Raw genomic sequence first — 24,182 nt, 5'->3', positions numbered from 1 at the left:
CTACCAAACGTAACCGTTACTCCGGGTAACGTTCGTGGGCGGGGTGATTCAGTGTTCGTTCGGGTGAAGTGGGAAGCCGCCGCCGATGCCGCGCCAGGCCAGGTTGGAGATCAGCGCGACCGCGTCCTCCTTGCTGAGCCTGCGGTCGTCCGCCAGCCATGAACGGGCCGTGACCTGCGACAATCCCACCAGTCCCACGGCGAGCAGCCGGGCCCGGTCCTCGTCGAGACCGGCGTCGGAGGTGATCGTTTCGGTGATCGCGTCCACGCTGTCGGTGGTCGCCCGTTCGACGGCCTTGGCCACGGCGGGCTCGCCGCGCAGGTCGGACTCGAAGACCATCCGGAACGCCTGGCCCTCGCCGTCCACGAAGTCGTAGAACGCGGCGACCGCGGCCTGCACGCGCAGTTTGTTGTCCGTGGTGGACGCCAACGCGCCGCGCACCCGGTCCACCAACTCGTCGACGTGCGACTCCAGCAACGCCAGGTACAGGTCCAGCTTGCCGGGGAAGTGCTGGTAGAGCACCGGCTTGCTGACGCCCGCGCGCTCGGCGATCTCGTCCATCGCGGCGGCGTGGTAGCCGTTGTTCACGAACACGTCCTGCGCCGCCGCGAGCAACTGGGCGCGTCGTGCGGTCCGGGGTAGGCGGACGCCGCGTCCCGCGCCGCCGTGCCCGACCGCGCCCTGGGCCGTCTCCGTCATGGTGCCTCCAGCCGACCGGTGCCGCGAAGGGGTCGCCCCTCCCGGTTCGCGCGCAACCTTACTCGCTGGTAGCGGCGTCGCGGGAAAGCTTCTCGTTCGGCACGGTCCGCGGGCGGGCATCCTGGTGCCATGACCGACACCGTGGAGGCGAGCAGAGCGCCACTGACCCATGTGCCGCTGTCCACCACACCTCTGCCGCACCTGGACACGTCGATCCAGCCCTGGCCGGGCGACCACCTGGTGGTCGGCGGCCACCTGGTGCACGTGCGCCGCACGCCGGGGCCCGACGGCGCCACCGCCGTGTACGTGCACGGGCTCGGCGGCTCCGCGACCAACTGGACCGACCTGGCCGCCCAGCTCGCGGGGCACGTCCGCGGGCACGCGCCCGACCTGCCCGGCTTCGGCCGGTCCGAGCCGGTGGACGGGTACGACTTCAGCCTCGCCGCGCACGCCCGCGTGGTGGCCTCGTTCGTGGCCGGCCTCGACGCCGGCCCCGTGCACCTGCTCGGCAACTCCATGGGCGGCGCGATCTCGATGATCGTCGCCGCGACCCGGCCCGACCTGGTCCGCACCCTGACCCTGATCTCGCCCGCCGTCCCCGACCTGCGGCCCAGCCTGCGCCGCGTGTCCGACCCGCGGCTGCCGTTCGCGATGCTGCCCGTCGTCGGCCCGCGCCTGCGGGCCCGGCTGGCCCTCGTGACACCCGCCGAACGCACGCGTCAGATGCTGCGGCTGTGCTTCGCCGAGCCCGACATCGTGCCCGCCCACCGGATCGCGCAGAGTGACGCCGAGTACGCCGAACGGTCGACCCAGCCGTGGGCCGGCCACGCGCTGGGCCGCAGCACCGTCGAGCTGATCAGGGCCTGGCTCGCGCCCCGACGCCGGTCGCTGTGGGTGCTGGCGCCCCGGATCACGGCTCCGACGCTGGTCGTGTGGGGTACGGAAGATCGTCTCGTCAGCGTCCGCAAGGCACCCCGGGTGGCCCGCCTGCTGCCCCGCGCACGCCTGCTCGTGCTGCCCAGGACAGGCCACGTGGCGCAGATGGAACGACCGGTCACGGTAGCCCGTGCGGTGCTGGGGATGTGGGAAGCCGTCGCGGCGGGTACCTGGTGAGACCCCCTGAACGTGGTGCTCGACTCCGCTCCGGTGGCACGCCTGTGGCAGGCTGGTGCGCGTGAACCGGACGTCTCAGGGTGGGCGTGACACGACGCCTTCCGAAGGCGTCCGGTCGTCGCCCCCGGAGGATCGCTACCGCCGCGGCACGCGGCGCACCGCCGCCGAGCCGCTGGCCGCGTGCTGGCAGCCCGGCGCGGATCGGCGGGACAAGTCGTCGTCCGGGATCAAACGCCTGGCCAAGAGCTACGGCTGGCGGGTGTACGCCATCCCCGTGCTGCTCGTGCTCACCGCGCTGGTGGTGATCGACACCGCCGTGCCGAGCCGGGTCGACCGGCCGGCCGCGGAGACCTCGGCGCAGGTCGTGCCGCCGCCGAGCGGACCGCCCGCCGCGACCGAGACGCCGCCGGTCAAGGTCGACCTGGTGGACATCCCGACCGCCGTGCTGCCCGAGGGGCCCAGGTTCTCCGAGCAGGGCGCGGGCACGTGGGGGACGGTCCTCGGCACGACCGGCCAGATCGGCCAGGGGCGGCTCTACCGGTACGCGATCACGATCGAGGACGGGATCGACCCGGCCGACTACGGCGGCGACCGGGACGCGTTCGCCCGCACCGTGGACAGCTTCCTCGCCGACCCGCGCAGCTGGGTCGGCACCGGGACCGTCGCGATGCAGCGGGTCGACAACGAGATCGACGCCGATTTCGTGGTGAGCCTCACCACCACCGGCACGACCCACGGGCTGTGCGGAACCCAGATCCAGTACGAGTCGTCGTGCTGGAACCCGGCCACCAAACGCGTCGTGATGAACGTCGCGCGGTGGGTGCGTGGCGCGAAGGCGTTCAGCAACGACCTTTCGACATACCGGCAGTACGCGATCAACCACGAGGTCGGGCACGCGTTGGGCAACAACCACGAAGGCTGCAAGGAGAACGGGCAGCCCGCGCCGGTGATGATGCAGCAGACGTTCGGCGTGGCCAACGACTACGTGCACCAGCTCAACCAGGTCGACGCCTCCAACAGCGGCGCCGTGCCGGCGGATGGCAAGGTGTGCACGCCCAACGCCTTCCCGGTGGCGCCCAAGTAGTGGGATCACTTTCCGTTCCGGAAGACATCGGAGCAGTCTGGTGTTGTCCGTCTGTGTAGGACATATCTCGTCGAGGAGGACCAGATGGCGCTTCCGCCGCTCGTGGCACCCGCAGCGGAGCTGACCAAGGAAGAAGTGGCCCGCTACAGCCGCCACCTGATCATCCCCGACGTCGGGGTGGACGGGCAGAAACGGCTGAAGAACGCGAAGGTGCTGGTCGTCGGCGCCGGCGGCCTCGGCAGCCCGGCGCTGCTCTACCTGGCGGCGGCGGGTGTGGGCACGCTCGGCGTGATCGACTTCGACGTCGTCGACGAGTCGAACCTCCAGCGCCAGGTCATCCACGGCCAGTCCGACATCGGCAAGCCCAAGGCCCTGTCGGCCAAGGAGTCGGTCGCCGAGATCAACCCGTTCGTGCACGTGAACCTGCACCAGGAGCAGCTCACGTCGGCCAACGCGCTCGACGTGTTCCGCGACTACGACCTGATCCTGGACGGCACGGACAACTTCGCCACCCGGTACCTGGTCAACGACGCGGCCGTCCTGCTGGGCAAGCCGTACGTCTGGGGCTCGATCTTCCGGTTCGAGGGCCAGGTCAGCGTGTTCTGGGAGGACGCGCCGAACGGCCAGGGCCTCAACTACCGCGACCTCTACCCCGAGCCGCCGCCGCCCGGCATGGTCCCGTCGTGCGCCGAGGGCGGCGTGCTGGGCGTGCTGTGCGCGTCGATCGGTTCGATCATGGTGACCGAGGCGATCAAGCTGCTGACCGGCATCGGCGACCCGCTGCTGGGCCGGCTGATGGTGTACGACGCCCTGGAGATGTCGTACCGCACCATCAAGATCCGCAAGGACCCGGCCAGCCCGAAGATCACCGGGCTGATCGACTACGACGCGTTCTGCGGCGTGGTGTCCGACGAGGCGCAGCGCGCGGCGGCGGACAGCACGATCACCCCGCGGGAGCTGAAGGACAAGCAGGACCGGGGCGACGACTTCCTGCTGGTCGACGTGCGCGAGCCGCACGAGTTCGAGATCGTCCGCATCCCCGGCTCGGTGCTGATCCCCAAGGACCGCATCCTGTCCGGCGAGGCGTTCGCCGAGCTGCCGCAGGACAAGCAGATCGTGCTGCACTGCAAGTCCGGTGTGCGGTCGGCCGAGGCGTTGGCGTCGTTGCACGCGGCCGGCTTCAAGGACGCCGTGCACGTGGGCGGCGGCGTGCTGGCGTGGGCGCGGCAGATCGACACGAGCCTGCCGACGTACTGAGTGTCCGGGCGCCCGACGACCACCGGTCGTCGGGCGCCGTGTGACGCAGGTGACGTAGTGGAACCGCAGTATTGCGGACTGCGCTGAATGTGGGCACCGCACGCGACGCCGCCTCAAGGTCCACCACCCCGGAGCCTTGGTTGGGTAGCGTGCGCGCGTGACCACACCCCCGGACCCTCCTCCGTCACACGTGCGCGCCGCGTTCGGCCAGCGTGACGCCGAGCCGGAGCCGATCGACGGCGGACCGGCGTGGCGGTGTGGCGACGCGGCGATCAGACCCGCCGGCAATCCGGCCGAGGCCACCTGGGTGGCCAGAACGCTCGACACGCTCGAGGTCGAGAACCTGCGCATCGCGCGTCCCCTGCGCTCGACCGACGGCCGCTACGTCGTCGGCGGCTGGTCGGCGACCAGGCACCTGACCGGCCGGGCCGAACCCCGGCACGACGAGGTCGCCGCCGTGGCGACCCGCCTGCACACGGCGACCGCCGACCTGCCCCGGCCCCGGTTCCTCGACGCCCGCACCGACGTGTTCGCCGTGGCCGACCGTGCCGCGTGGGGCGACGACACGCCCGACCTGCGGCCCGAACTCGGCGGGCGGCTGTTCGAACTCCTGGCCGACCGGCGCAAGCCCGTCACCGCGAAGAACCAGGTGGTGCACGGCGACCTGTTCGGCAACGTGCTGTTCGCCGGCGACGCGCCGCCGGCGATCATCGACTTCACGGCCTACTGGCGTCCGGCGCCTTACGGCGCGGCGGTCGTCGTGGTCGACTCGTTGGCGTGGGGCGGTGCCGACGCCGGCCTGCTCAAGCGCTGGTCCCACCTGGACGACTGGCCCCAGATCGTGCTCCGCGCCACCCTGTTCCGGCTGGCCGTGCACGCCCTGCACCCCCTGTCGACGACGCGGTCGCTGACCGGGATCGAACGCGCCGCCACCCGCGTCCTGGACCTGCTCTGACCCGCGAGTCCTCCACTCGGACACCCTGAAACACGCACTCGGGCACTCCGAAGTACGCGTTCGGACACCCTGAAACACGCGTTCGGGCAGTGCTCAGAACAGCGACGGCGGCCCGTCCTCGTCCTTGACCGCTTCCTCCCAGCGGTACTTGCGCAGGTCGACCTTGCCCCCGTCGTCGATCACGCCCTCGGCGCGCAGCCGCTGCAACTGCTCCTCGGCGATGTGGGGCGCACAGGTCCCGTTGGCGCGCAGCACTCGGTGCCAGGGCAGGTCGTGCCCGTCGCCGTTGAGCACCTGGCCGACCATCCGCGGCGACGGCGCCTTGGCGAGGTCCGCCACGTCCCCGTAGGTCGCGACCCGTCCCGCCGGGATGGACTTGACGATCTCGCGCACCTGTTCGTGCAGTTCCTCTTCCACGCCCGACAGCTTGCCGGCCGTCGCTCGATCGGGTCAGCCTTGTCCGGCGACAGGCGTACATGTGTTCGATCGACGGGTGGAGTGCGGCTCGCGCTGTCGGACCCTCGTGGTTCGATCGGCCCATGGCAGTCGACCGAGCACCCCTGCTGGTGCGCCCGGCACCGCAGGAGCGGCCGGAGCGCCACTGGGACACGCCCGCACGCGCCGTGCTCGACCACGGGTCCGGACCGGTGCGGGTGCTGGGCGGTCCGGGCACGGGCAAGACGACGCTGCTCGCCGAGGTGGTGGCGGACCGGGTGCTGCGGCGGGGCGTGCACCCGGAGAACGTGCTGGTGCTGACCGCGAACCGGCGTGCGGCCGTGGCGATGCGTGCGGAGCTGACCAGGCTGCTCGCCCGGCCGGGCGAGGCGGGCGTCCTGCCCACGACACAGGAACCGCTGGTGCGGACCGTGCACTCGTACGCGTTCGCGGTGCTGCGCGCCCGTGCCGTGCTGGCGGGTGAACCGGCGCCGCGGCTGCTCGCCGGTCCCGAGCAGGACGCGGTCGTGCGCGAACTGCTCCTCGGCGACGTGGCCATGGGCGCGGAGAACTGGCCGGACCGCCTGCGCCCGGCGTTGACCCTGCCCGGCTTCGCGGCCGAGCTGCGCGACCTGCTGTCCCGGGCGACCGAACGCGGCCTGGCGCCCGAGGACCTGCTCGAACTCGGCCGCGTGCACGGCCGGGCGGAATGGGCCGCGGCCGGGTCGTTCGGGCAGCAGTACGAGCAGGTCAACCTGCTGTCCGGCGCGGGCCAGGGGCTCGCGCCGACCTACGACGCGGCCGAGCTGGTCGGCGGCGCGCTGCTGACGTTCGAGACCGAGCCGGACGTGCTGGACGCGGAACGCCGCCGCGTGCGCCACCTGCTGGTCGACGACGCGCAGCACCTCGATCCCGTGCAGTACGAGCTGGTCCGGGCGTTGGGCACGGCGGCCCGGGAGTTCGTGCTGGCGGGCGACCCCGATCAGGCGGTGTTCTCGTTCCGGGGCGCGGACCCGGCGGTGCTGACGTCCTTCGACGGGCCCACGGTCGTGCTGCGGCGGGGGTACCGGATGGCGCCGGAGATCCGGGACGCGGTGGCGCGGGTCGCGGGGCGGCTGCCCGGCGTCTCGCCGACGCGGGACGTGACGCCCGTGCCGGCGGTGGGCGCGGTGCAGGTGCGGCTGTTCGCGTCGGCCGCCCAGGAGGCCGCCTGGGTCGCCGACCGGTTGCGGCGCGCGCACCTGATCGACGAGGTGCCGTGGTCGGGGATGGCGGTGGTGGCGCGGTCGGCCACCCGGTCGCTGCCGGTGCTGCAACGCGCGCTGCTCGCGGCGGGCGTGCCGGTGTCGGTGTCGGCGGACGAGTTGCCGTTGGCGCAGCAGCCCGCCGTGATGCCGTTCCTGGCGTTGCTGCGGTGTGCGGCCGTGCCGGGCACGTTGGACGAGGACACGGCGGCGATGCTGCTGTCGTCGGCGTTGGGCGGCGCGGATCCGTTGGCGTTGCGGCGGTTGCGGCGCGGCCTGCGTCGGCTCGACCTGGCGGCGGGCGGTGACCGGGCCAGCGGCGAGCTGCTGGTCGAGGTGATCGAGTCGGGCGACCGGTTGGCCGCGTTGGAGGCCGCCGAGGCGGTGCCCGCGCGGCGGATCGCCGGTCTGCTGCGGCGGGCGCGCAAGGCCATGGCGGACGGGCTGAGCGTCGAGCAGGTGTTGTGGGAGCTGTGGCAGGCCACCGGGTTGGAGCAGCGGTGGGTGGCGCAGTCCGCCCGCCGCGGCACGTCCGGGATGCAGGCCGACCGCGATCTGGACGCGATCGTGGGGTTGTTCGAGTCGGCGGCGAAGTACGTCGACCGGCTGCCGGGCGCGAGTGCCGAGGGGTTCGCCGACTACCTCGCGGCACAGCAGTTCGTCGGCGACACGTTGGCCGCCGCCGCGCCGACGGGTGAGGCCGTGACCGTGCTGACCGCGCACGCGGCGGCCGGTCGCGAGTGGACGGTCGTCGCCGTTCCGGGCGTGCAGGAGGGGAGTTGGCCGGACCTGCGGTTGCGCGGGTCGTTGCTCGGCGTCGAGCGGATGGTGGACGTGGTGTCCGGTGTCGACGCGGAGCACGTGTCGCCGGTGGCGCCGCTGCTCGCCGAGGAGCGGCGGCTGCTGTTGGTGGCGGCGTCGCGGGCGCGGCGGACGTTGTTGGTCAGCGCCGTGCGGGGTGAGGACGAGCAGCCGTCGCGATTCCTGGACGAGTTGGAGGAATTGTCGGGCGAGGAGGGCGAGCGGCCGACGTTCAAGCCCGAACGCGGCCTGGTGCTGGCCGAGTTGGTGGGGGAGCTGCGGCGGGTCGTGTGCTCGGCGGACGAGTCGGCGGACCGTCGTGGTCGGGCGGCGACCCAGTTGGCCAGGCTGGCGGCCGAGGGTGTGCCCGGCGCGCACCCGGATTCCTGGTACGGCTTGGGTTCCGTGACGTCGGAGAGTCCATTGTGGACTGAAGAGCACACGGTCAGCGTGTCGCCGTCGACGGTCGAGGTGCTGGCGAAGTGCCCGTTGCGGTGGGTGGTCGAACGTCACGGGGGGCAGGACCCGGCGGAACTGGCGTCGATCACCGGCACGCTCGTGCACGCGTTGGCCCAGGCCGCCGCGTCCGGTGCGGACGAGAAGCAGTTGCGGGAGCAGTTGGACGAGGCGTGGGCGGCCGTCGACGCCGGGGCGCCCTGGTTCTCGCGCCGGGAGCGGATCCGGGTCGAGCGCATGCTGGACACGTTCCTGACGTGGTTGGCGAGCAGTCGTGCCCAGCTCACCCAGGTGGCCGTCGAGGAGGAGATCTCCGTCGAGGTCCCGCGCAAGGAGGGCGGCCCCTGGCTGCGCGTGCGAGGCCGCGTCGACCGCCTGGAGACCGACCGCGACGGCCGTCCGGTCGTGGTGGACGTGAAGACGGGCAAGTCGCCGGTGACCAGGAAGGAGGCCGAACAGCACCCGCAGTTGGCCGTGTACCAGCTCGCGTCGGCGTTGGGCGGCTTCACCCACCTGGGCCTGGCCACCGAACCGGGCGGTGCCCGGCTGCTGTACGTGGCGAAGGAGAACGCGAAGACCGGCGCCACCGAGTTGGCGCAGAAACCCCTGGACGAGCAGGGCGTCCGCGTGTGGCTGGAAGCCGTGCAGGCGGCGGCGGGTTCCAGCGTGGGCCCGGCCTACCAGGCGACGGAAAACCCGGACTGCTCCCGCTGCCCGGCCCGCACCACCTGCCCCCTGCACGAATCCGGCCGCCAGGTGAGCCAATGACCACCTGACGTCGGGCCGACGACCACTGCCCACGTGCCCTGCCCAGGCCCGGCCGATGTGGATGATTCGCCTGGCGCGAGTAGGTGAGCCCGGCCAGGTCACCCCTCGGCGACCGGCCGGACCGAACCTCCCCAACCGACTCGACTCGGCCTGGGCGACTTGACTTGGCTTGAGCTGGGCGAACTGAGCGGACCCGAGTCGACTGAGCCAATCGGACAGACTCGGATCGAGCGGCTTGACCCAAGCGGACTGGGTCGAGCGGGTCGGGTCGGCCGGGTTCTGTTTTGGCTGCTCGGTTCCGCCGGGCTTGGTCCGGTTCAGGTTGATCCTGTCCGGTGTCGCCCGGGCGGCTCGGTTCGGGTCTCTTCGGTCGTGGTCGGGTGGCCGGCGTGGCTGGGGTGGGTTGGCGATACCCGAAGTGGTTTCCGGCCGCTGGGCCGGATGGGTGTGGGGTTGGCCGCTGTTTTGCGGGTTGCCCGCAGGGGTGGTCCGGTGTTGGACTGCTGGGTCCCGCGGTTGCGGGGTGGTGGCCACATGGTGTGGCCGGGTCGGGTCGGTGCGTTCCCTCGGTCGGGCGGTTCGGGTGGGGATCGTCCTGCCTTGCGCGGGGCGCCGGAAGGTTCAGGCGGGGAAGTCGGAGAATGCTCGACGTGGTTGTGCCGGGTGAGGTCGGTCGGACAGGCGGTCAGGCGGTCCTCGCCGGCCCGTTCGAGGTGGCCGAAGCCCTCGGCCTGCCCCGCCCCACGCCCGAACAGGCCGCCGTCGTGGCGGCACCCGCCGCGCCCGCCCTCGTCGTCGCCGGCGCCGGCGCCGGCAAGACCGAGACCATGGCGGCCCGGGTCGTCTACCTCGTCGCCAACGGACTGGTCACGCCCGACCGCGTGCTGGGCCTGACCTTCACGCGCATAGCCGCCCGCCAGCTGTCCGACCGCGTCCGCCTGCGCCTGCGCCGCCTGGCCGGCTCGCCACTGCTCGACCGGCTCGACCCCAGCGGCGAACGCCGGGCCGCCGTGCTCACCGCCGAACCGGTCGTGCTCACCTACCACGCCTACGCCGGCCGCCTGGTCGCCGAGCACGGGCTGCGGCTGCCCGTCGAACCCGGCGTGCGCCTGCTCACCGAGACCGCGTCCTGGCAGCTCGCGCACCGGGTCGTCACGTCCTGGGCCGAGGACCTCGACACCGACAAGGTCCCCGCGACCGTCACCGGCTACCTGCTCGCCCTCGCCGGCGAACTCGGCGAACACCTCGTCGACCACGCGAGCCTGCGCACGCACGCCGACTGGCTGACCACGATGATCGAGTCCGCGCCCAAGGCCCCGCGCCAGGCCGACAAGCTGCCCGAATCGCTGAAGTCCGTGATCAACGCCCAACGCCTGCGGGTCGCGTTGCTGCCGCTGCTCGACGCCTACCAGGCGCGCAAGCGGCGCGAAGCGGCCATGGACTTCGCCGACCAGATGTCCCTGGCCGCCCGGCTCGCCGAGGAACACCCCGAGGTCGCGCAGGGCGAACGCGAACGCTACGGCGCCGTGCTGCTCGACGAGTACCAGGACACCGGGCACGCGCAGCGCGTCCTGCTGCGCGCCCTGTTCGGTCGCGGCGAACCCATGGCGGTGACCGCGGTCGGCGACCCCGCCCAGGCGATCTACGGTTGGCGCGGCGCGAGCGCGGCCAACCTGCCCCGGTTCGTGCCCGACTTCCCGCCGGCCCGCAAGTACGGCCTGCTCACCAGCTTCCGCAACCCGCCCGAGGTGCTGGCGCTGGCCAACGCCGTGTCCCTGCCGCTGCGCGAGTCGGGCCTCGACGTCGACGAGTTGCGCGCCCGCGCCGGCGCCGGACCCGGCGACGTGCGGCTCGGCCTGTTCGAGACCGTGCGCGACGAGGTCGAGTGGGTGGCCGACACGGTCGCGCAAGCCTGGCAGGAGCACCTCGACACGTCCGACGAGCCGCCGACCGCGGCCGTGCTCGTCCGCCGCCGCGCCGACATGTCCCGGATCGCCGCCGCGTTGCGCGCACGCGGCCTGCCGGTCGAGGTCGTCGGGCTCGGCGGCCTGCTCGACGAACCCGAGGTGCGCGACCTGGTCAGCGCGTTGCGCGTGCTGGTCAACCCGCTCGCCGGCACGGCCGCCGCCCGCCTGCTGACCGGCTCGCGCTGGCGGGTCGCGGCGGTCGACCTCGCCGCGCTGTGGCAACGTGCCCGCGACCTGGCCGGCGCACCGACCCGACAGGCCGCCGTCGACGACCCGCTGGCGGTGATCGCCGACGCACTGCCCGGCGAGCACGCCGACCAGGCCGGACTCGCCGACGCGCTCGACGACCCGGGCGACCCGACCCCGTACTCGGCCGAGGGCTACCGGCGGATCCGCCGCCTCGGCGCCGAGCTGTCCGCGTTGCGCCGACGCCTCGACCAGCCGCTGCCCGAACTCGTGGCCGACGTGGAACGCACGCTGCTGCTCGACATCGAGGCCCTGTCCCGGCCCGGCGTCGTCGGCCGCGCGCACCTCGACGCGTTCGCCGACGTCGTCGCGGACTTCGCCGCCGCCAGCCCGAGCGCGACCCTGCCCGCCCTGCTGGACTACCTGCACACGGCCGAACACGCCGAGGACGGCCTGGAACCGGGCGAGATCGAGGTCGCCGACAACCGCGTCCAGATCGTCACGATGCACTCGGCGAAGGGCCTGGAGTGGCACATCGTCGCCGTGCCGCACGTGGTCAAGGACGTGTTCCCGGGGCGCAAGAAGAGTTCGTGCTGGCTCAAGTCCGTGGCCGAGTTGCCCGCCGACCTGCGCGGTGACGCCGAGGACCTGCCCAGGCTGCGCCTTCCCGGCGGAGCCGACCGCAAGGAGGTCGCGGCGGCGCTCGACCTGCACGCGGACGAGTTCGAGCAGCGCCGACTGGTCGAGGAGCGCCGGCTGTTCTACGTGGCCCTGACCCGGTCCGAGCACACGCTGCTGGTCTCGGGCCACTGGTGGGCCGACACCGGCGACCGTCCCAAGGGGCCGTCCGCGTTCCTGACCGAACTGCACGACGTGGTCCGCGCGGCCGGACACCCGCCCGCCGACGTCGTCGAGTGGTCCGACGAACCCGTCGAGAACGAGTCCAACCCCCTCTCGGCCCAGGCGAAGACCGGGACGTGGCCCGCCGATCCGCTCGGCGACCGCCGGGCCGCCGTCACCGAGGGCGCCAACCTGGTCCTGTCCGCTTTGGATCGTCATGACGCGGAACCCGACGTGCCGTTGCCCGAACCACCCGAGCCGGCCGACCACGGGACCGGTTTCGCCGACGTACCGCCACCCGACGACGCCGACATCCCGCTCCCGGACGAACCCGACTTCCCCGACGAGCCGGCACCCGACTTCGACGACTGGGGGTCGCCGCCCGAGGACGGGGAACACGAAGAGCCGGAGCCCGAGGTCGTGCCCGACGGCCTCGCGGAGCCCGTCGAGGACGCGGAGCCCGGCAGAGAACCGGTGGACCCGGCCGACCCCGAAGGGTGGGCGCGGGACGTCGACGTGCTGCTCGCCGAACGGGCCGCGGCGTCGGTGCGGCGGGAACGCGTCGTGCTGCCCGGACACCTGTCGGTCAGCCAACTGGTCGAGTTGGCCGTCGACCCCGACCTGCTCGCCCGGCGGTTGCGCCGCCCGCTGCCGTTCCCGCCCAACCCGCTCGCGCGGCGCGGCACGGCGTTCCACGCGTGGCTCGAACAGCGGTTCGGCGCGGCACGGCTGTTCGACATCGACGACCTGCCCGGCGCGGCGGACGACGGTGCCGCGCCCGACTCGGACCTGGCCCGGCTCCAGGAGGCGTTCCTGGGCAGTTCCTGGGCCGAACGGGTCCCGCACGACGTCGAGGTGCCGTTCGAGGCGGAGATCGACGGGTTCGCGGTCCGGGGGCGGATGGACGCCGTCTTCGCCGACGACGACGGCGGGTGGACCGTCGTCGACTGGAAGACCGGTGCGGTGCCCGAGGAGGACCGGCTGCCCGCGTTGTCGGTGCAGCTCGCGGCATACCGGTTGGCGTGGGCGGCCTTGTCGCGCACGCCCGTGGAGAAGGTGCGGGCGGCGTTCCACTACGTGCGGCAGGACCACACCCTGCGGCCCGCGGACCTGCTCGACGCGGACGGGTTGCGGGCGTTGCTCGCCTCGGTGCCGGCCTGAGCTAGCTGCTCGACCGGCTGTTCACGCGGGCCTCGACGGGGACCTCCCGCAGGACCCGGTCGTACAGGACCTCCAGCAGCCAGCGGCCGAACAGCGACGGGCCGAACTCGGTCGACCGGTCCTCCGGCGCAACGAGCAGTTCGGCCGTCCCCGGTTCGTCGATCGCCACGACGCCGATGCCGTAGTAGTCGAGTTCGATCAACGGCCACGAACTCGACCCCGGCGTGGCGGGCAGCACCACGGCGCACGGCGCGAGTGTCATCAGCGTGCCGCACGACTGCAACGCGCGGTCCACGGTCGACTCGCCCACGAGAACCCCGGCCAGCTCGACCGCCGGGACGGGCAGTCGGTCGTGCTCGTCGGGCTCGAACCACGAGCGGAACCACGACGGGTCGGCCTGGGGCGGCCAGCCGTTGACGGCACGCCAGGCGTGCACGTCCGCGTGCACGCGCACGACGGCGGACACCCGGTGGCCGAGGACGGCGACGTCGGGGACGACGACGCCGCGCCAGGCCAGTGCTGTCGCGGCGTGGAGGAGCGGTTGCACCTGGGCATCCTAGAGTCGCGTGGGGTGACGAAAACAGACCTGCCGGCGCTCTCGGTGGCCGCGCCTGCGCCGAGAGTGATCAAGGTGCGGCATGGCGGACGCGCAGCGCCCAGACGATCAGCGGCGCCTGGAGCGGCAGCCGGCCGAGCGCCAGGGCCCGGGTCCGCGGTGGGGCATTCCGAAGGTCGTTGGCCATTTTCACGTTTGCCGGGAAGATCGCCGCGAAGAAACCGGCGGCGAGGAGTCCGCCGAGTCGCCGGGTCCGGGGTGCGGCCACCGTCACCGCCAACGCCAGTTCCGCGACGCCGGACAGGCGGGTCCAGGTCCTCGGCTCGCCCGGCAGCGATCGTGGCACGATCGCGTCATATGCCTTCGGTTTCGCGAAGTGCGTGACACCCGCCGTGCCGAGCAGTCCGGCCAACGCGAGCGCGGACCACGTCCGGGGACGAGTCGGTTCCATGGAATCCACGATGGCACGGCGACCGCCGTGCCGCGTGCGCGGGGTTATCCTCCCGCATCGTGACCGGTGATCCGGAAAATCCCGAACGGGAGGCGGTCGCGGCGTTCCTCGACGACACCGTCGCCCGCCTCCGCGACTGGCTCGCGATCCCGTCCGTCGGGGTCGACCCGGCGCACCGCGCCGACATGGACGCCTCCGCGCGCCTGCTGGCCGACACCCTGCGTGCCGACGGTTGGCCCGACGTCCGGGTGTGGGACGAGGGGCCCGCGCTGCCCGCCGTGTACGCCTGCCTGCCGGCCGCCGACCCGGACGCGCCGACCGTGCTCGTCTACGCCCACCACGACGTCCAGCCCGCCGGGCCGCTCGACCGGTGGGACCACCCGCCGTTCGCGGGGACGCTCGTCGGCGACGAGCTGTTCGGACGCGGTGCCAGCGACGACAAGGGCCAGGTCGCGATGCACCTGCTCGGCGTGCGCGCCCACCTCGCCGCGATCGGAGCGCGGCAGCCCGCCGTGACGATCAAGCTGCTGGTCGAGGGCGAGGAGGAGACCGGCTCGCCCAACCTGGGTCGGTTGGTCGACGACCACGCCGCCGACCTCGCCGCGGACCTGGTCGTGTTCAGCGACACACCGGTCTACGCGCGCGAGGCCCCGACCGTGTGCACGGGTCAGCGTGGCGTGTACGCGGCCGAGGTCACGTTCGTCGGCGGGCAGTCCGACGTGCACTCGGGACGTGCGGGCGGCAGCGTGCCCAACCCGGTCACCGGACTGGCCCGGCTCGTCGCCGCGTTGCACGACGATCGGGGCCGGGTGCGGATCGAAGGCTTCTACGACGACGTGGTCGAGCCCACCGCCGCCGAACGCGCCGACTACGCGGCCCTGCCGTTCGACGACGACACGTGGCTGGCCAACTCCGGCGGTGCGCGCGGCCTGGCCGGCGAGGAGGGGTGGTCCACGCTCGAACGCGTGTGGGTGCGCCCGACCGCCGAGGTCAACGGCTTCCACGGCGGGTACACGGGCGCCGGCGTCATGACGATCGTGCCCGCGCGGGCGTCGGTGAAGCTGTCGTTCCGGCTCGTGCCCGACCAGCGGCCCGAACACGTCGCGGAGGCGTTGCGCCGGTTCGTCGCGGCCCACACGCCGGCCGGTCTGCACGCCGAGGTCGTCGACGTGGGCGACGGTGTGCCGCCTTACGCGGTGGACGTCGCGCACCCGGCCGTCAAGGCGTTGCACGAAGCCATGGAGACCGCGTTCGACCAACCTGTGCGGTTCAGTCGCACCGGCGGCTCGGGCCCGGCCGCGGTGTTGCGCGCACGCCTCGGCGTGCCGGTCGTCTACCTGGGTGCGACCCTGCCGGATGATCGCATCCACGCGCCGAACGAGCGTGTCGTCGTGTCACAGCTCGGGCGCGGCGCCGAGGCCGCCGCACACCTGTGGCGGCTCCTAGCCGAGAGGTTGCCATGATCCGCCGGTTCACCCAGGGCGAGCCGCTGAGCGAGCGCCCCGGCCACTCGCTGGTCGGCGTGATCAGGATGCCGGACTCGGTGCAGAGCCCGGTCCGCGCGATCATGAAACGCGTGATCGGCGCGCTGGCCGCGTTGTGCGCCGCCGTGCTGATCGTCTACCTCGACCGCGACGGGTACCGCGACGTCAACGGTGACGGCCTGTCGTTGCTGGACTCGATCTACTACGCCACGGTGTCGCTGTCGACCACCGGCTACGGCGACATCACGCCGGCCAGCTCGTCGGCGCGACTGGTGAACGTCCTCGTCATCACCCCGCTGCGGGTGCTGTTCCTGATCGTGCTGGTCGGTACCACCCTCGAAGTGCTCACCGAGCGCTCCCGGCAGGCGTTGCGCATCCAGAAGTGGAGATCCAAGGTGCGGGACCACGTGGTCGTCGTCGGGTACGGGACGAAGGGGCGGTCGGCCGTCAGCGCGCTGCTGGGCGACGGTGTCGACCCCGGTTCGATCGTCGTCGTCGACACCTCCCAGGAATCGCTCGACGCGGCGTCCGCGATCGGCCTGGTGACCGTGCACGGGTCGGGCACCAGCAACGACGTGCTCCAGGTCGCCGGTGCGCCCCGGGCGCGGGCGATCGTCGTCGCGGCCAACCGGGACGACACGGCGGTGCTGGTGACGTTGACCGCGCGCGAGCTGGCGAAGAAGGCGCAGATCGTCGCGTCGGTGCGGGAACGCGAGAACGAGCACCTGCTGAGGCAGTCCGGCGCCGACTCGGTGGTGGTGTCCAGCGAGACCGCCGGTCGCCTGCTGGGCATGGCGACCGCGACCCCGTCGGTGGTTGCGATGGTCGAGGACCTGCTCACCCCGGACGCGGGCTTGGCCATCGCCGAACGCGACGTCGAGGCGTCCGAGATCGGCGGCTCGCCCCGCCACCTGCCCGACATCGTGCTGGGGGTCGTGCGCGGCGGGAAGCTGTACCGCGTGGACGCGGCCGAGGCCGACGCGGTGGAGGCCGGTGACCGGCTCCTCTACGTCAAGAAGGTCACCCCGCCCGACGGCGACTGAGCCCGGCGCACCGCCGAAGGGGCCGCCGAACCGGTGTCACCCCAGGTCGTGTGGCGACAGGCGGCGACCGCCCCCCGACGGGGGCGCCACCGAACCGGTGCCGCCGATGTCGTGTGGCGACTGGTCCGGTGGGGCTGGCTGGTCGTGGTCGGAGGTCGGCTGGTCGGTGGTGAGTGATGGTCCGGTCGCCGGTCGCCGGTCGGCGGGATGGCCATGGGCCCGATGCGGACTGCCGGACCGACGGTCGACTTCGTGATCGCCGCCGGGATGTGGTCAGCGGTGTGAAGTCGGGCCGGGCGATGAGTCCGCGTGTAGTTGGTCCATCGGAGCCGAGCGGTCTGCCGAGCCGGGGTGCGGTGTTCGAGGTGGGTGGCCTGCCCGAGGTGGGTGGTCCGCCTGGCCTGGGTGGTCCGACCGGGGTGGGTGGTCGGTCGGCATCGGGTGGGTGGCGGGTGAAGGGCGGTCCGGTCTGGTCGGGTGGTCGGTGAGGGGCAGGCGGACCAGGAAGGTGGCACCGGAGGATTCCGGTGTGGCGCAGAGGAGTTCGCCGCCGTGGGCGCGGACCACGCCTCGGGCGATGGACAGGCCCAGGCCCGAGCCGCCGGAGCGGCGGTCGCGGGCCTTGTCCAGGCGCACCAGGCGGTCGAAGATGCGTTCCCGGTCGTCGGGCGGGACGCCCGGACCGTTGTCGGACACGGTCAGGTGGGCGAACGCGCCGGGTGTCGACACCCGGATCCGGACCGTGCCGCCGTGGCCGGTCGCCTGGCGGGCGTTGTCGGCCAGGTTGACCAGCACCTGGGCCAGGCGTTGCGGGTCGCCGTCGACGTAGGCCGTCGTGCCCTCGGCCGCGATGTCGAACTCGGGCGCGACCAGGCGGGTGCGGGTCGCCTCCGCTTCGGCGAGCGCGAGCAGGTCCACGGGTTCGCGGTGCAGTTCCAGTCCGGCGTCGATGCGGGCCAACGACAGCAGGTCGTCGACCAGTCGGCCGGCGCGGCGTGCCTCGCGTACCAGCAACAGGTTCAACTCCTCCCGTTCCTCGGCGCCACCGGCCTGCACGAGGGCCTCGGCGACGGCCTGCACGCCCGCGATCGGGGTGCGCAGTTCGTGCGCCGCGTCCGCGACGAAGCGCTTCGTCCGTTCCTCCGATCCCTCCAGCGAGTCGAGCATGTCGTCGAAGGCCGCCGCGGTACGGCCCAGTTCGTTGTCCGTGCGCGCCGGGTTGAGCCGGTAGCCCCGGTGCCCGCCGGCGATCGACTTGGCCAGCGTCGTCATCGCGTCCAACGGCCCCAGCGCCCGCCGGATCACGAGCACCAGCGCGACCGCCGCGACACCGAGCGCGCCGAGTCCGACCACGACCAGCAGCCGCCGCAACCGGGCCTGCGGTCCGGCGAGCACGGCCTGGTCGGCGTAGAGCGTGACCCGCGTGCCGTCCGGGAAGACCTTGTCGATCCGCTTGTCCGTCGGCGGGTCGCCGTAGACCGTGCCGTCCGGCAGCACGACCCGGACCTGGATGCCCCGGCCCGCCAGCCGCGCGACCAACTCCTCCCCGTCCAACCTGCCCTGCTTGACCAGTTGCTGGGCCACGCGTCCGCGTTCCGCGAGGAGCGCGTCCACGTCGCGGCCGGACTGCACGGTGAACAACGCGTCCACCAGCAGCACCACGCCGATCAGCACCACGGCGAGGACGCCGAGCGCGGACAGCGTGACCCGACGCCGCAGCGACACCGTGCGCAGGCCGGGGGCCTCGTCCGGGTCCTCGGGGCCGGGTCGGACGCTCACGAGACCTCCGCTCTGAGCACGTAGCCGAGCCCGCGCACGGTGTGCAACAGCCGGGGACCGTGCTCCTCCAGCTTGCGGCGCAACGCGCTGACGTGGACCTCGACCAGGTTCGGGTCGTAGTCCTCGTAGCCCCACACCGCCGTGAGGATCTGCGTCTTGCCGACCACCCGCCCGCGTTGGACGGCCAGGTAGCGCAGCAGCCGCAGCTCGGTCGCGGTCAGCTCGACGGGCGCGTCGCCGCGCAGCACCACGGCCGAGTCGGCGTCGACCACGAGGTCCCCGATCTGCACCGTCGACGGGGTCCGCCCGAGCCGGCGCAGCACCGCGCTGACCCGGGCCACCAGTTCCGCCAGCACGAAGGGCTTGACCACGTAGTCGTCGGCACCCCGGTCCAGGCCGCGCAGCCGGTCCGCGACCCCGTCACGCGCGGTCAGCATGACCACCCCCGCGCCCGTCGTGCGCCGGACTACCTCCAGCAACGCGAACCCGTCCCGGCCGGGCAGCATCACGTCGAGCACGACCAGATCCGGGCGGAACCGCGCCAGGTCGGACTCCAGCTCCCGCCCGTCGGCGCGGAGCTGGACCTGGTAGCCCGCCTCCCGCAGCGCGGAACCGACGGCGGCGCCGATGGCCTCGGCGTCCTCGATGACCAGAACCCTGGCGGCAGTCGACACCCGGTCATTGTGCGTGCCGGCCGGCCCGCACCGCCCAGGTCGCCCGGGTCTTCAGCCGGTTCTCAGCCACCTGGCCGGTCGCCGCGTCGGCGACCGGCCAGACCACCGGGTCGCCGACCCGACCGGCTGCCCGGTCGTCGGTCCGGACGGCGCATCGCGGATGCGGTGGGTTCGACGCGGGCTGGACCGGAGGCAGGGCGGTGGCCAAGTCCGGCCCGGCGTGTGTGCAGGGGCTGTCGTGTGCATGGCGGAACCTCCGTTCGGCGGGGCCGGGCGGCCGGCGGGGAGCAGCGGGTGTCGGGGCCGTGCGGGGATCTGTGGTTCGGGTTGTGGCGTGCGTGGTGGTCAGGGGGACAGGGCGGCGGATCGGGTCGGGTCGGGGGAGGCCGCCTCGGGTGTCGAGGTGGCGTGGACCGAAGTGGTGGAAGCCGACGAGGCGGGGGCCACGGGGACGGCGGTCGGGTGCCGTGGAGGTGGCAGGCGGGCGCCGGGCGGGTGTGTGCCGTGGAGGTGGCAGGCGGGCGCCAGGCGGGTGTGTGCCGTGGAGGCCGAGTGCGCGCGCGATCGGGCAGTCGGCCGGGCACGCGGACCATCGGGTGGGCAGGGTGTCGGGAGCGGCCGTCCGGGAGGTCGACCGGCGGAAGTACGGGGGTGTGTAGGGCTTCGGGCGGAGTGTCCGGTGTGGAGGCATGACTCAAGTTTCGAACAGGTGTTCGAATGGTGCAAGATCACGATCGGGTGATCCGCGGAGTGTCCACTGTGGTCGTTCCCGGTACCGGTTCCGGGGCATCGACGGTCGTGATGCCGGCGACAACGGGGTGGCCCGTCTGCCACCATCCACGCGTGGCGGTTCGGCTTGGGTCGGTCCAGGTGCCCGCGGCGGCGGTGGTCGGGTTCGTCGCCGTCGTGATCGCGCTCGTCGTCTTCCTGCCCGGCGACGACGCCGCCGAAGGCACCACGACGACAGCCGCCACCGTGGTCGAGTCCGCCTCCTGCGGCGGCGCCGACGCCTACGACAAGGTCCGCGTCGAGATCGGCGGGCAGCCCAGGGACGTGCGGTTCGACGGGTGCGGGCATTCGGTGGGCGAGGTGTTCGACGTGACCGTCCCCCCCGGCGCCGACGGAGACGTCATGGTCGGCAGGGCCATGTCAGGCCCCGTCCGGAGTCAGGGCGGCGGACCGCTGGGGATCCTCTTGACCTGCCTGAGCGCCGCGGCGGGCGGCTTCTACGCCCACCTGCTGCGCACCCGCCCTCAGGCGACGTCCGCCGCCGACGCCGTGTAGGTGTTGCACGACCCGGTCGTGCCGGCCGCGAACCCGTTCATCGCCCACTCCGCCTGGTTGTCCGGCAGGCCGTGCGCGTTCTTCTCCGCCGGCTCCTCGACCGCGTACTGGAAGTCCTCGGCCGCCTCACGGGCCAGGTCCGGCCCCAGGGCGTCGGAGGTCGCGTACAGGAAGAGCCCCGCGAAGCAGTTGGCCTGCAACTCGATGCGACGCGACCACTCGAGGCCCGCGGGCGTCTCCTCGCCCGCCGCGCCGATCTTGAAGTCGGCCGCGCGCAGCATGCCCGACAGCGCCTGAACGTGGTGCCCGTACTCGTGCGCCAACGTCGCCAGGTGCGTGCCCGGCCGGTCGCCGCCGCCGTTGTCGCGCATCCGCCCGGTCGGCATGTAGATCGCGCGGTTGCGCCCGCAGTAGTACGCCACGGCCTCGCCTTCGGCCGGCGCGTCGCCGCACGGCGACCCGCCCAGTTCCGGCGTGGCGTTGAGGGTCGGCCGTTCGAACGGCAGGTTCGCCTGCTCCAGCACCGGCCGCCACGCTTCGTCCATGCACGCGACACCGGCCGTGTAGTAGGCGATCAGTTCCTTGTCCGACAGCCCGAACGCGGGCAACGCGCACGCGGTCGCGGGCAGGCTTACGGCCTTCACCAGCAACGGGTGGTCGCCGAGCCGGAGCACGGGCCGCGGCCCCGGCGCCTCGGCGGGCAGCGCGCCACCGGGCGCGGCGACCGCCCGGCCGGGGATCGGGTCCGGGACGCGGATGTCCTGCACGGCGCCCAGGCCGAGCACGAAGAGGACCACCGCCGAGAACACGCCGACGAGCACCATCGGGTTGTTCCTGGGCTGCTCGGGCGTGTGCACGATCCTCCAACTAGCTGACATCGGCCGCGCTGGCGGTCCAAGTGTTGCACGCGCTCGTGGAATTGTTCTTGTACCCGTGCTGGACCCACGCCGCATTACGCTCCGGCGCACCGTGGTCACGGTTCGGGTAGACCGGGTAGTCGCCGCGGTTGCCCGCGTCGGTCAGCGCGACCTGGATGACGTCGGTCGGGATCGCGCCGTGCGACAGCGGCGCCAGCGTCATGCCGCCGAAGCAGGTGGCCTGCAACTCCTTGCGGCGGTTGAGTTCCAGCCCGGCCGGGGTGTCCCAGCCGCCCTTGTCGTACTGGGCCTGGCTCGCGGCGCGCAGGATGCCCGACAGCCACTGCACGTGGTGCCCGTACTCGTGGGCGAGCTGGCCCAGGTACTTGCCGGGGTGGTTGGGGTTGGCGTTGCCGGTCTCGCCGGAGTAGTGCAGTGGCGTCCAGAAGATGCCGCCCTCGCAGTACACGGCCGTCCGGTCCGGGCTGACGGTGCCGCACGCGTTGGTGACCTGCGACGTGACCATGGTCAGCTCGACCGGTTGGTAGGGCAGGTTCGCCTTGGTGAACGACGGCTTCCACATCGCCTCGATGCACGGCAGCGCCGCGCGCAGGAACCGTTCCTGGCCGGCGACCGAGTAGTCCATCGGCGGCAACGCGCACCCGTCGATGTCGAACGCCCCGAGGTCGTTGCCGTGGATGGGGTTGTCGCCCAGGGCGACGACCGCCTTGGGGCCGGCCTTGGCGGTGGTGCTCGGCGACGGTCTTGTCGTCGCGGATGGTCTGGTGGTGCTCTGCGTCGTGGTCCGGTTCGTCGTGGTCGTGGTCGGCGCCACCGAGTACGTGTACGTGGAGTAGCCGGAGTACGACGCGTCGTCGGTCGTCTTGTGTCGGGTGAGCGAGGCGAACACGCCGATCGCCGCGATGCCGAGGACCACGACGCCGACGATGACCGCCGCGACGATCGGGCCGCTGTTGCTCTTGCGCCGCAACGGCGGGTACGGCTGGTACTGCTGCGGCCACCCCGGCGGCTGCTGCCCCCAGCCGGGTTGCTGCGCGGGGACGGGCGGGGGCATGACCGCACGTGGCGGCATCTGCGGCCACGGCTGCTGGTAGCCGGGCTGCGGTGGTCCGTACGGACCGGGCTGCTGCTGCGGGTAGCCGCCCGGTTGCTGCGGGTACGGTCCGGGTTGTTGATAAGGCCCGGGTTGGTTCTGGGGCGGCGGCATCGGATAGGGCCGGGTCGGCCGCGGCGTCAGCGGTGCGGGCACCGGGGGCGGGCCGACCGGCCGTGGCGACGGCCGGCCACCCGGCTGCGGTGGTTGCGTCATCGCTGGTGATCCCCCATGTCCGCGGTTGCCCGAATCCGCGTTGGAGCTTAGGCGAACTCCGCTATCCTCCGCGGCCGTGTCGAAAAACTGGGTGGCGGCATTCGGGTGTGTCGCGGCGCTCCTCGCGTTCGGCGGCACGGCCGCGGCGCAGCCCACGACCGGCGAGGCGCCCGGTCTGCCCGGCACGGTGGCCGTCGACGTGCGGCTCAAGCTCGAACGCGACGGCGCGCTGACCGTCACCGAGGTCGTCGCCGTGCCCGAGGGCCGGACGGCCGGCCGGACGGTCCCGTTGCGCATCGCGGTCGGTGACGGCCGCGACCGCGTGTTCACCGTCACGGACGCGAAGGTCGACGGCAGGGGCACCGCCACCGCCGACGCCGAGCAGCTCTCGCTCGCCCTGGACGGCGGCACGTCCACCGTCTCCTACCGCGTCGTCGGCGCGGTGGCCAAGATCGGCGACGCGCTGGAGCTGCGCTGGCAGCCCGCTTCCGGCTGGAACACCGACCTGGACTCGGTGAAGGTCTCGGTGATCACGCCGGACATGCCGAGGTCGGTCAACTGCCTGGCCGGTCCGCCCGGCACCTCCCAGCCGTGCTCGTCGGCCGAACTCGGCGACGGGCGGGGCGTGCGCGCCACCGAGTTCGGCCTGGCGGCGGGCGAACGCGTCGACATCGCGATCGGCCTGCAGGACGGCGCCGCCCCGCCGAACGCCCGGGTCGAGGAGTCGTCGACGTTGGCGTCGGCGTTCGCGCTCACCCCGGCGACGGGGTTGGGCCTGGGCGCCCTGGCGCTGGTCCTGCTGGTCGGCGTCGGTCTGCTCTGGTTCCTGCGCGGACGCGACGCGCGCGCGTTGGCGGGCGACGTCGCCCCGGTCCGGGTGCTCGTCGACGACGGGCACGGGCACGTGGCGTTCGCCTCGCCGGACGGCGTGCTGCCCGGCCAGGTCGGCACCGTGGTGGACGAGCACGTGGACGTGGTCGACGTGACCGCGACCGCGGTCGACCTGGCGGTGCGCAACTACGTGTGGATCGAGGAGGTCGGCGAGCTGGACTGGCGGTTCGTCCGCCGCAACCCGGCCGACGCCTCGCTGTCGGGTTACGAGCGCGCGGTGTACGACGCGGTGTTGCCCGCCGGGACGGACGCCGTGCTGCTGTCGGAGTTGCGCGGCCGGCGGATCGACCTGTCGGCGGTCCGGCACGAGCTGTACGCGGACGTCGTGGCCAAGAACTGGTTCGCCCGCCGCCCGGACGCCGAGCGCAGCCTGTGGTGGTGGGTCGGCCTGGGCATCGGCGGGGTGGGTCTGGCGGCGGCCGTCGTGTTCGTGGTGACGGGCGGTCCGGCGCTGTTCGGTCTGCTGGTCGCCGTGGCCGGTGTCGCGGTGGCGCTCGGCGCGCGGTGGATGCCCGCGCGCACCAAGCGCGGCAGCGTGCTGCTCGAACACGTCCGGGGGCTGCGCGGCTACCTCGTCACGGCCACGCCCGCCGACGTGCCGGCGGCCGACCGCGAGATGGTGTTCTCCCGATCGCTGCCCTACGCCGTCGTGCTGGGCGAGGCCGAGCGCTGGCTCGGCGCGTTCGCGGGCGAGCAGGCGGGCCTGTACTGGTACGGCGAAGCCGAGCGCACCGCCGACCTGCGGCGGTTCGCGGGGCGGTTCCCGGCGTTCCTCGGCGCGGTCGACGGCGTGCTCGCCCAGGCGGGGCACCTGCGTTCGCTCAAGGGGTGAACGTGGTGCGCCCCCGCTGTCGGTCCCACCCCGTA

General features: G+C 73.0%; 18 protein-coding genes. 10 read left to right on the top strand and 8 right to left on the bottom strand.

Going from position 1 to position 24,182, the window contains the following annotated elements:
• Window positions 1-48: 48 nt before the first annotated feature.
• Entirely contained in the window at window positions 49-699 is a 651-nt protein-coding gene (locus tag F4559_RS27995) for a TetR/AcrR family transcriptional regulator (protein WP_184673734.1), read from the bottom strand.
• 129 nt (window positions 700-828) lie between these two features.
• Between F4559_RS27995 and F4559_RS27990 the strand changes: the two genes are divergently transcribed.
• The 4 genes from F4559_RS27990 to F4559_RS27975 all read left to right on the top strand — a co-directional run bounded on the left by F4559_RS27990 (window position 829) and on the right by F4559_RS27975 (window position 5,108).
• A complete protein-coding gene (locus tag F4559_RS27990) occupies window positions 829-1,812 on the top strand; it encodes an alpha/beta fold hydrolase (RefSeq protein WP_184673732.1) in 984 nt (327 codons plus the stop codon).
• 61 nt (window positions 1,813-1,873) lie between these two features.
• Window positions 1,874-2,896 (top strand): DUF3152 domain-containing protein, encoded by a 1,023-nt coding sequence (locus tag F4559_RS36580; RefSeq protein ID WP_184673730.1) that lies wholly within the window; start codon window positions 1,874-1,876, stop codon window positions 2,894-2,896.
• Window positions 2,897-2,980: 84 nt separating this feature from the next.
• Complete coding sequence (moeZ, locus tag F4559_RS27980) at window positions 2,981-4,153, top strand: adenylyltransferase/sulfurtransferase MoeZ (protein ID WP_184673729.1); 1,173 nt, start codon at window positions 2,981-2,983, stop codon at window positions 4,151-4,153.
• 157 nt (window positions 4,154-4,310) lie between these two features.
• Window positions 4,311-5,108, top strand: coding sequence for a TIGR02569 family protein (locus F4559_RS27975; protein ID WP_312865855.1), 798 nt, complete (start codon window positions 4,311-4,313; stop codon window positions 5,106-5,108).
• Window positions 5,109-5,201: 93 nt separating this feature from the next.
• Here F4559_RS27975 and F4559_RS27970 read toward each other — a convergent pair whose 3' ends face one another.
• Entirely contained in the window at window positions 5,202-5,525 is a 324-nt protein-coding gene (locus tag F4559_RS27970) for an MGMT family protein (RefSeq protein ID WP_184673727.1), read from the bottom strand.
• Between the two features lie 122 nt (window positions 5,526-5,647).
• Between F4559_RS27970 and F4559_RS27965 the strand changes: the two genes are divergently transcribed.
• Window positions 5,648-8,812: an ATP-dependent helicase gene (locus F4559_RS27965; RefSeq protein WP_184673725.1), complete on the top strand. Its 3,165-nt coding sequence runs from the start codon at window positions 5,648-5,650 to the stop codon at window positions 8,810-8,812.
• A gap of 641 nt (window positions 8,813-9,453) precedes the next feature.
• Window positions 9,454-12,966: an ATP-dependent helicase gene (locus F4559_RS27960; RefSeq protein ID WP_184673723.1), complete on the top strand. Its 3,513-nt coding sequence runs from the start codon at window positions 9,454-9,456 to the stop codon at window positions 12,964-12,966.
• Window position 12,967: 1 nt separating this feature from the next.
• On the opposite strand, the gene F4559_RS27955 is transcribed toward F4559_RS27960, so the two are convergent.
• The gene (locus F4559_RS27955; protein ID WP_184673721.1) at window positions 12,968-13,513 is read right to left on the bottom strand and encodes a hypothetical protein; all 546 of its coding nucleotides are present in this window, start codon (window positions 13,511-13,513) and stop codon (window positions 12,968-12,970) included.
• A 79-nt stretch (window positions 13,514-13,592) separates the two neighbouring features.
• Window positions 13,593-13,973 carry a DoxX family protein gene (locus F4559_RS27950; protein ID WP_184673719.1) on the bottom strand — a complete coding sequence of 127 codons (381 nt, stop codon included), beginning with the start codon at window positions 13,971-13,973 and terminating at the stop codon, window positions 13,593-13,595.
• A 59-nt stretch (window positions 13,974-14,032) separates the two neighbouring features.
• On the opposite strand from F4559_RS27950, the gene F4559_RS27945 reads away from it, so the two are divergent.
• Together F4559_RS27945 and F4559_RS27940 are read left to right on the top strand one after the other, a co-directional pair.
• Window positions 14,033-15,436: a M20/M25/M40 family metallo-hydrolase gene (locus tag F4559_RS27945; protein WP_184673717.1), complete on the top strand. Its 1,404-nt coding sequence runs from the start codon at window positions 14,033-14,035 to the stop codon at window positions 15,434-15,436.
• A complete protein-coding gene (locus F4559_RS27940; protein ID WP_184673714.1) occupies window positions 15,433-16,500 on the top strand; it encodes a potassium channel family protein in 1,068 nt (355 codons plus the stop codon). The genes F4559_RS27945 and F4559_RS27940 overlap by 4 nt, the downstream gene beginning before the upstream one ends.
• A 273-nt stretch (window positions 16,501-16,773) precedes the next feature.
• Here the strand turns inward: F4559_RS27940 and F4559_RS27935 are convergent, their stop codons facing one another.
• Entirely contained in the window at window positions 16,774-18,279 is a 1,506-nt protein-coding gene (locus F4559_RS27935; protein ID WP_312865854.1) for a sensor histidine kinase, read from the bottom strand.
• Window positions 18,276-18,953, bottom strand: a complete 678-nt coding sequence (locus F4559_RS27930; protein ID WP_184673712.1) for a response regulator transcription factor — start codon at window positions 18,951-18,953, stop codon at window positions 18,276-18,278. Before F4559_RS27930 ends, F4559_RS27935 begins: the two co-directional genes overlap by 4 nt.
• 843 nt (window positions 18,954-19,796) lie before the next feature.
• On the opposite strand from F4559_RS27930, the gene F4559_RS27925 reads away from it, so the two are divergent.
• A complete protein-coding gene (locus tag F4559_RS27925; RefSeq protein WP_184673710.1) occupies window positions 19,797-20,237 on the top strand; it encodes a hypothetical protein in 441 nt (146 codons plus the stop codon).
• On the opposite strand, the gene F4559_RS27920 is transcribed toward F4559_RS27925, so the two are convergent.
• Both F4559_RS27920 and F4559_RS27915 read right to left on the bottom strand, forming a co-directional pair.
• Window positions 20,207-21,094 (bottom strand): neutral zinc metallopeptidase, encoded by an 888-nt coding sequence (locus F4559_RS27920; RefSeq protein ID WP_184673708.1) that lies wholly within the window; start codon window positions 21,092-21,094, stop codon window positions 20,207-20,209. The genes F4559_RS27925 and F4559_RS27920 overlap by 31 nt on opposite strands.
• Before the next feature lie 10 nt (window positions 21,095-21,104).
• Window positions 21,105-22,424: a neutral zinc metallopeptidase gene (locus F4559_RS27915; RefSeq protein ID WP_246445348.1), complete on the bottom strand. Its 1,320-nt coding sequence runs from the start codon at window positions 22,422-22,424 to the stop codon at window positions 21,105-21,107.
• A gap of 76 nt (window positions 22,425-22,500) precedes the next feature.
• On the opposite strand from F4559_RS27915, the gene F4559_RS27910 reads away from it, so the two are divergent.
• The gene (locus F4559_RS27910; RefSeq protein WP_184673706.1) at window positions 22,501-24,147 is read left to right on the top strand and encodes a DUF2207 family protein; all 1,647 of its coding nucleotides are present in this window, start codon (window positions 22,501-22,503) and stop codon (window positions 24,145-24,147) included.
• Window positions 24,148-24,182 lie beyond the last annotated feature (35 nt).

This window comes from Saccharothrix violaceirubra, from assembly GCF_014203755.1.
Lineage (GTDB): Bacteria > Actinomycetota > Actinomycetes > Mycobacteriales > Pseudonocardiaceae > Actinosynnema > Actinosynnema violaceirubrum.
Note: the sequence above shows the minus strand (reverse complement) of the source record. Positions and strands in the feature narration are given on the sequence as shown.

Excerpts from the sequence above, each read along its gene's own strand:
- F4559_RS27995 (WP_184673734.1), bottom strand. The coding sequence starts at position 699 with ATGACGGAGACGGCCCAGGGCGCGGTCGGGCACGGCGGCGCGGGACGC.
- F4559_RS27990 (WP_184673732.1), top strand. The coding sequence starts at position 829 with ATGACCGACACCGTGGAGGCGAGCAGAGCGCCACTGACCCATGTGCCG.
- moeZ (WP_184673729.1), top strand. The coding sequence starts at position 2,981 with ATGGCGCTTCCGCCGCTCGTGGCACCCGCAGCGGAGCTGACCAAGGAA.
- F4559_RS27965 (WP_184673725.1), top strand. The coding sequence starts at position 5,648 with ATGGCAGTCGACCGAGCACCCCTGCTGGTGCGCCCGGCACCGCAGGAG.
- F4559_RS27960 (WP_184673723.1), top strand. The coding sequence starts at position 9,454 with ATGCTCGACGTGGTTGTGCCGGGTGAGGTCGGTCGGACAGGCGGTCAG.
- F4559_RS27950 (WP_184673719.1), bottom strand. The coding sequence starts at position 13,973 with ATGGAACCGACTCGTCCCCGGACGTGGTCCGCGCTCGCGTTGGCCGGA.
- F4559_RS27940 (WP_184673714.1), top strand. The coding sequence starts at position 15,433 with ATGATCCGCCGGTTCACCCAGGGCGAGCCGCTGAGCGAGCGCCCCGGC.
- F4559_RS27915 (WP_246445348.1), bottom strand. The coding sequence starts at position 22,424 with ATGACGCAACCACCGCAGCCGGGTGGCCGGCCGTCGCCACGGCCGGTC.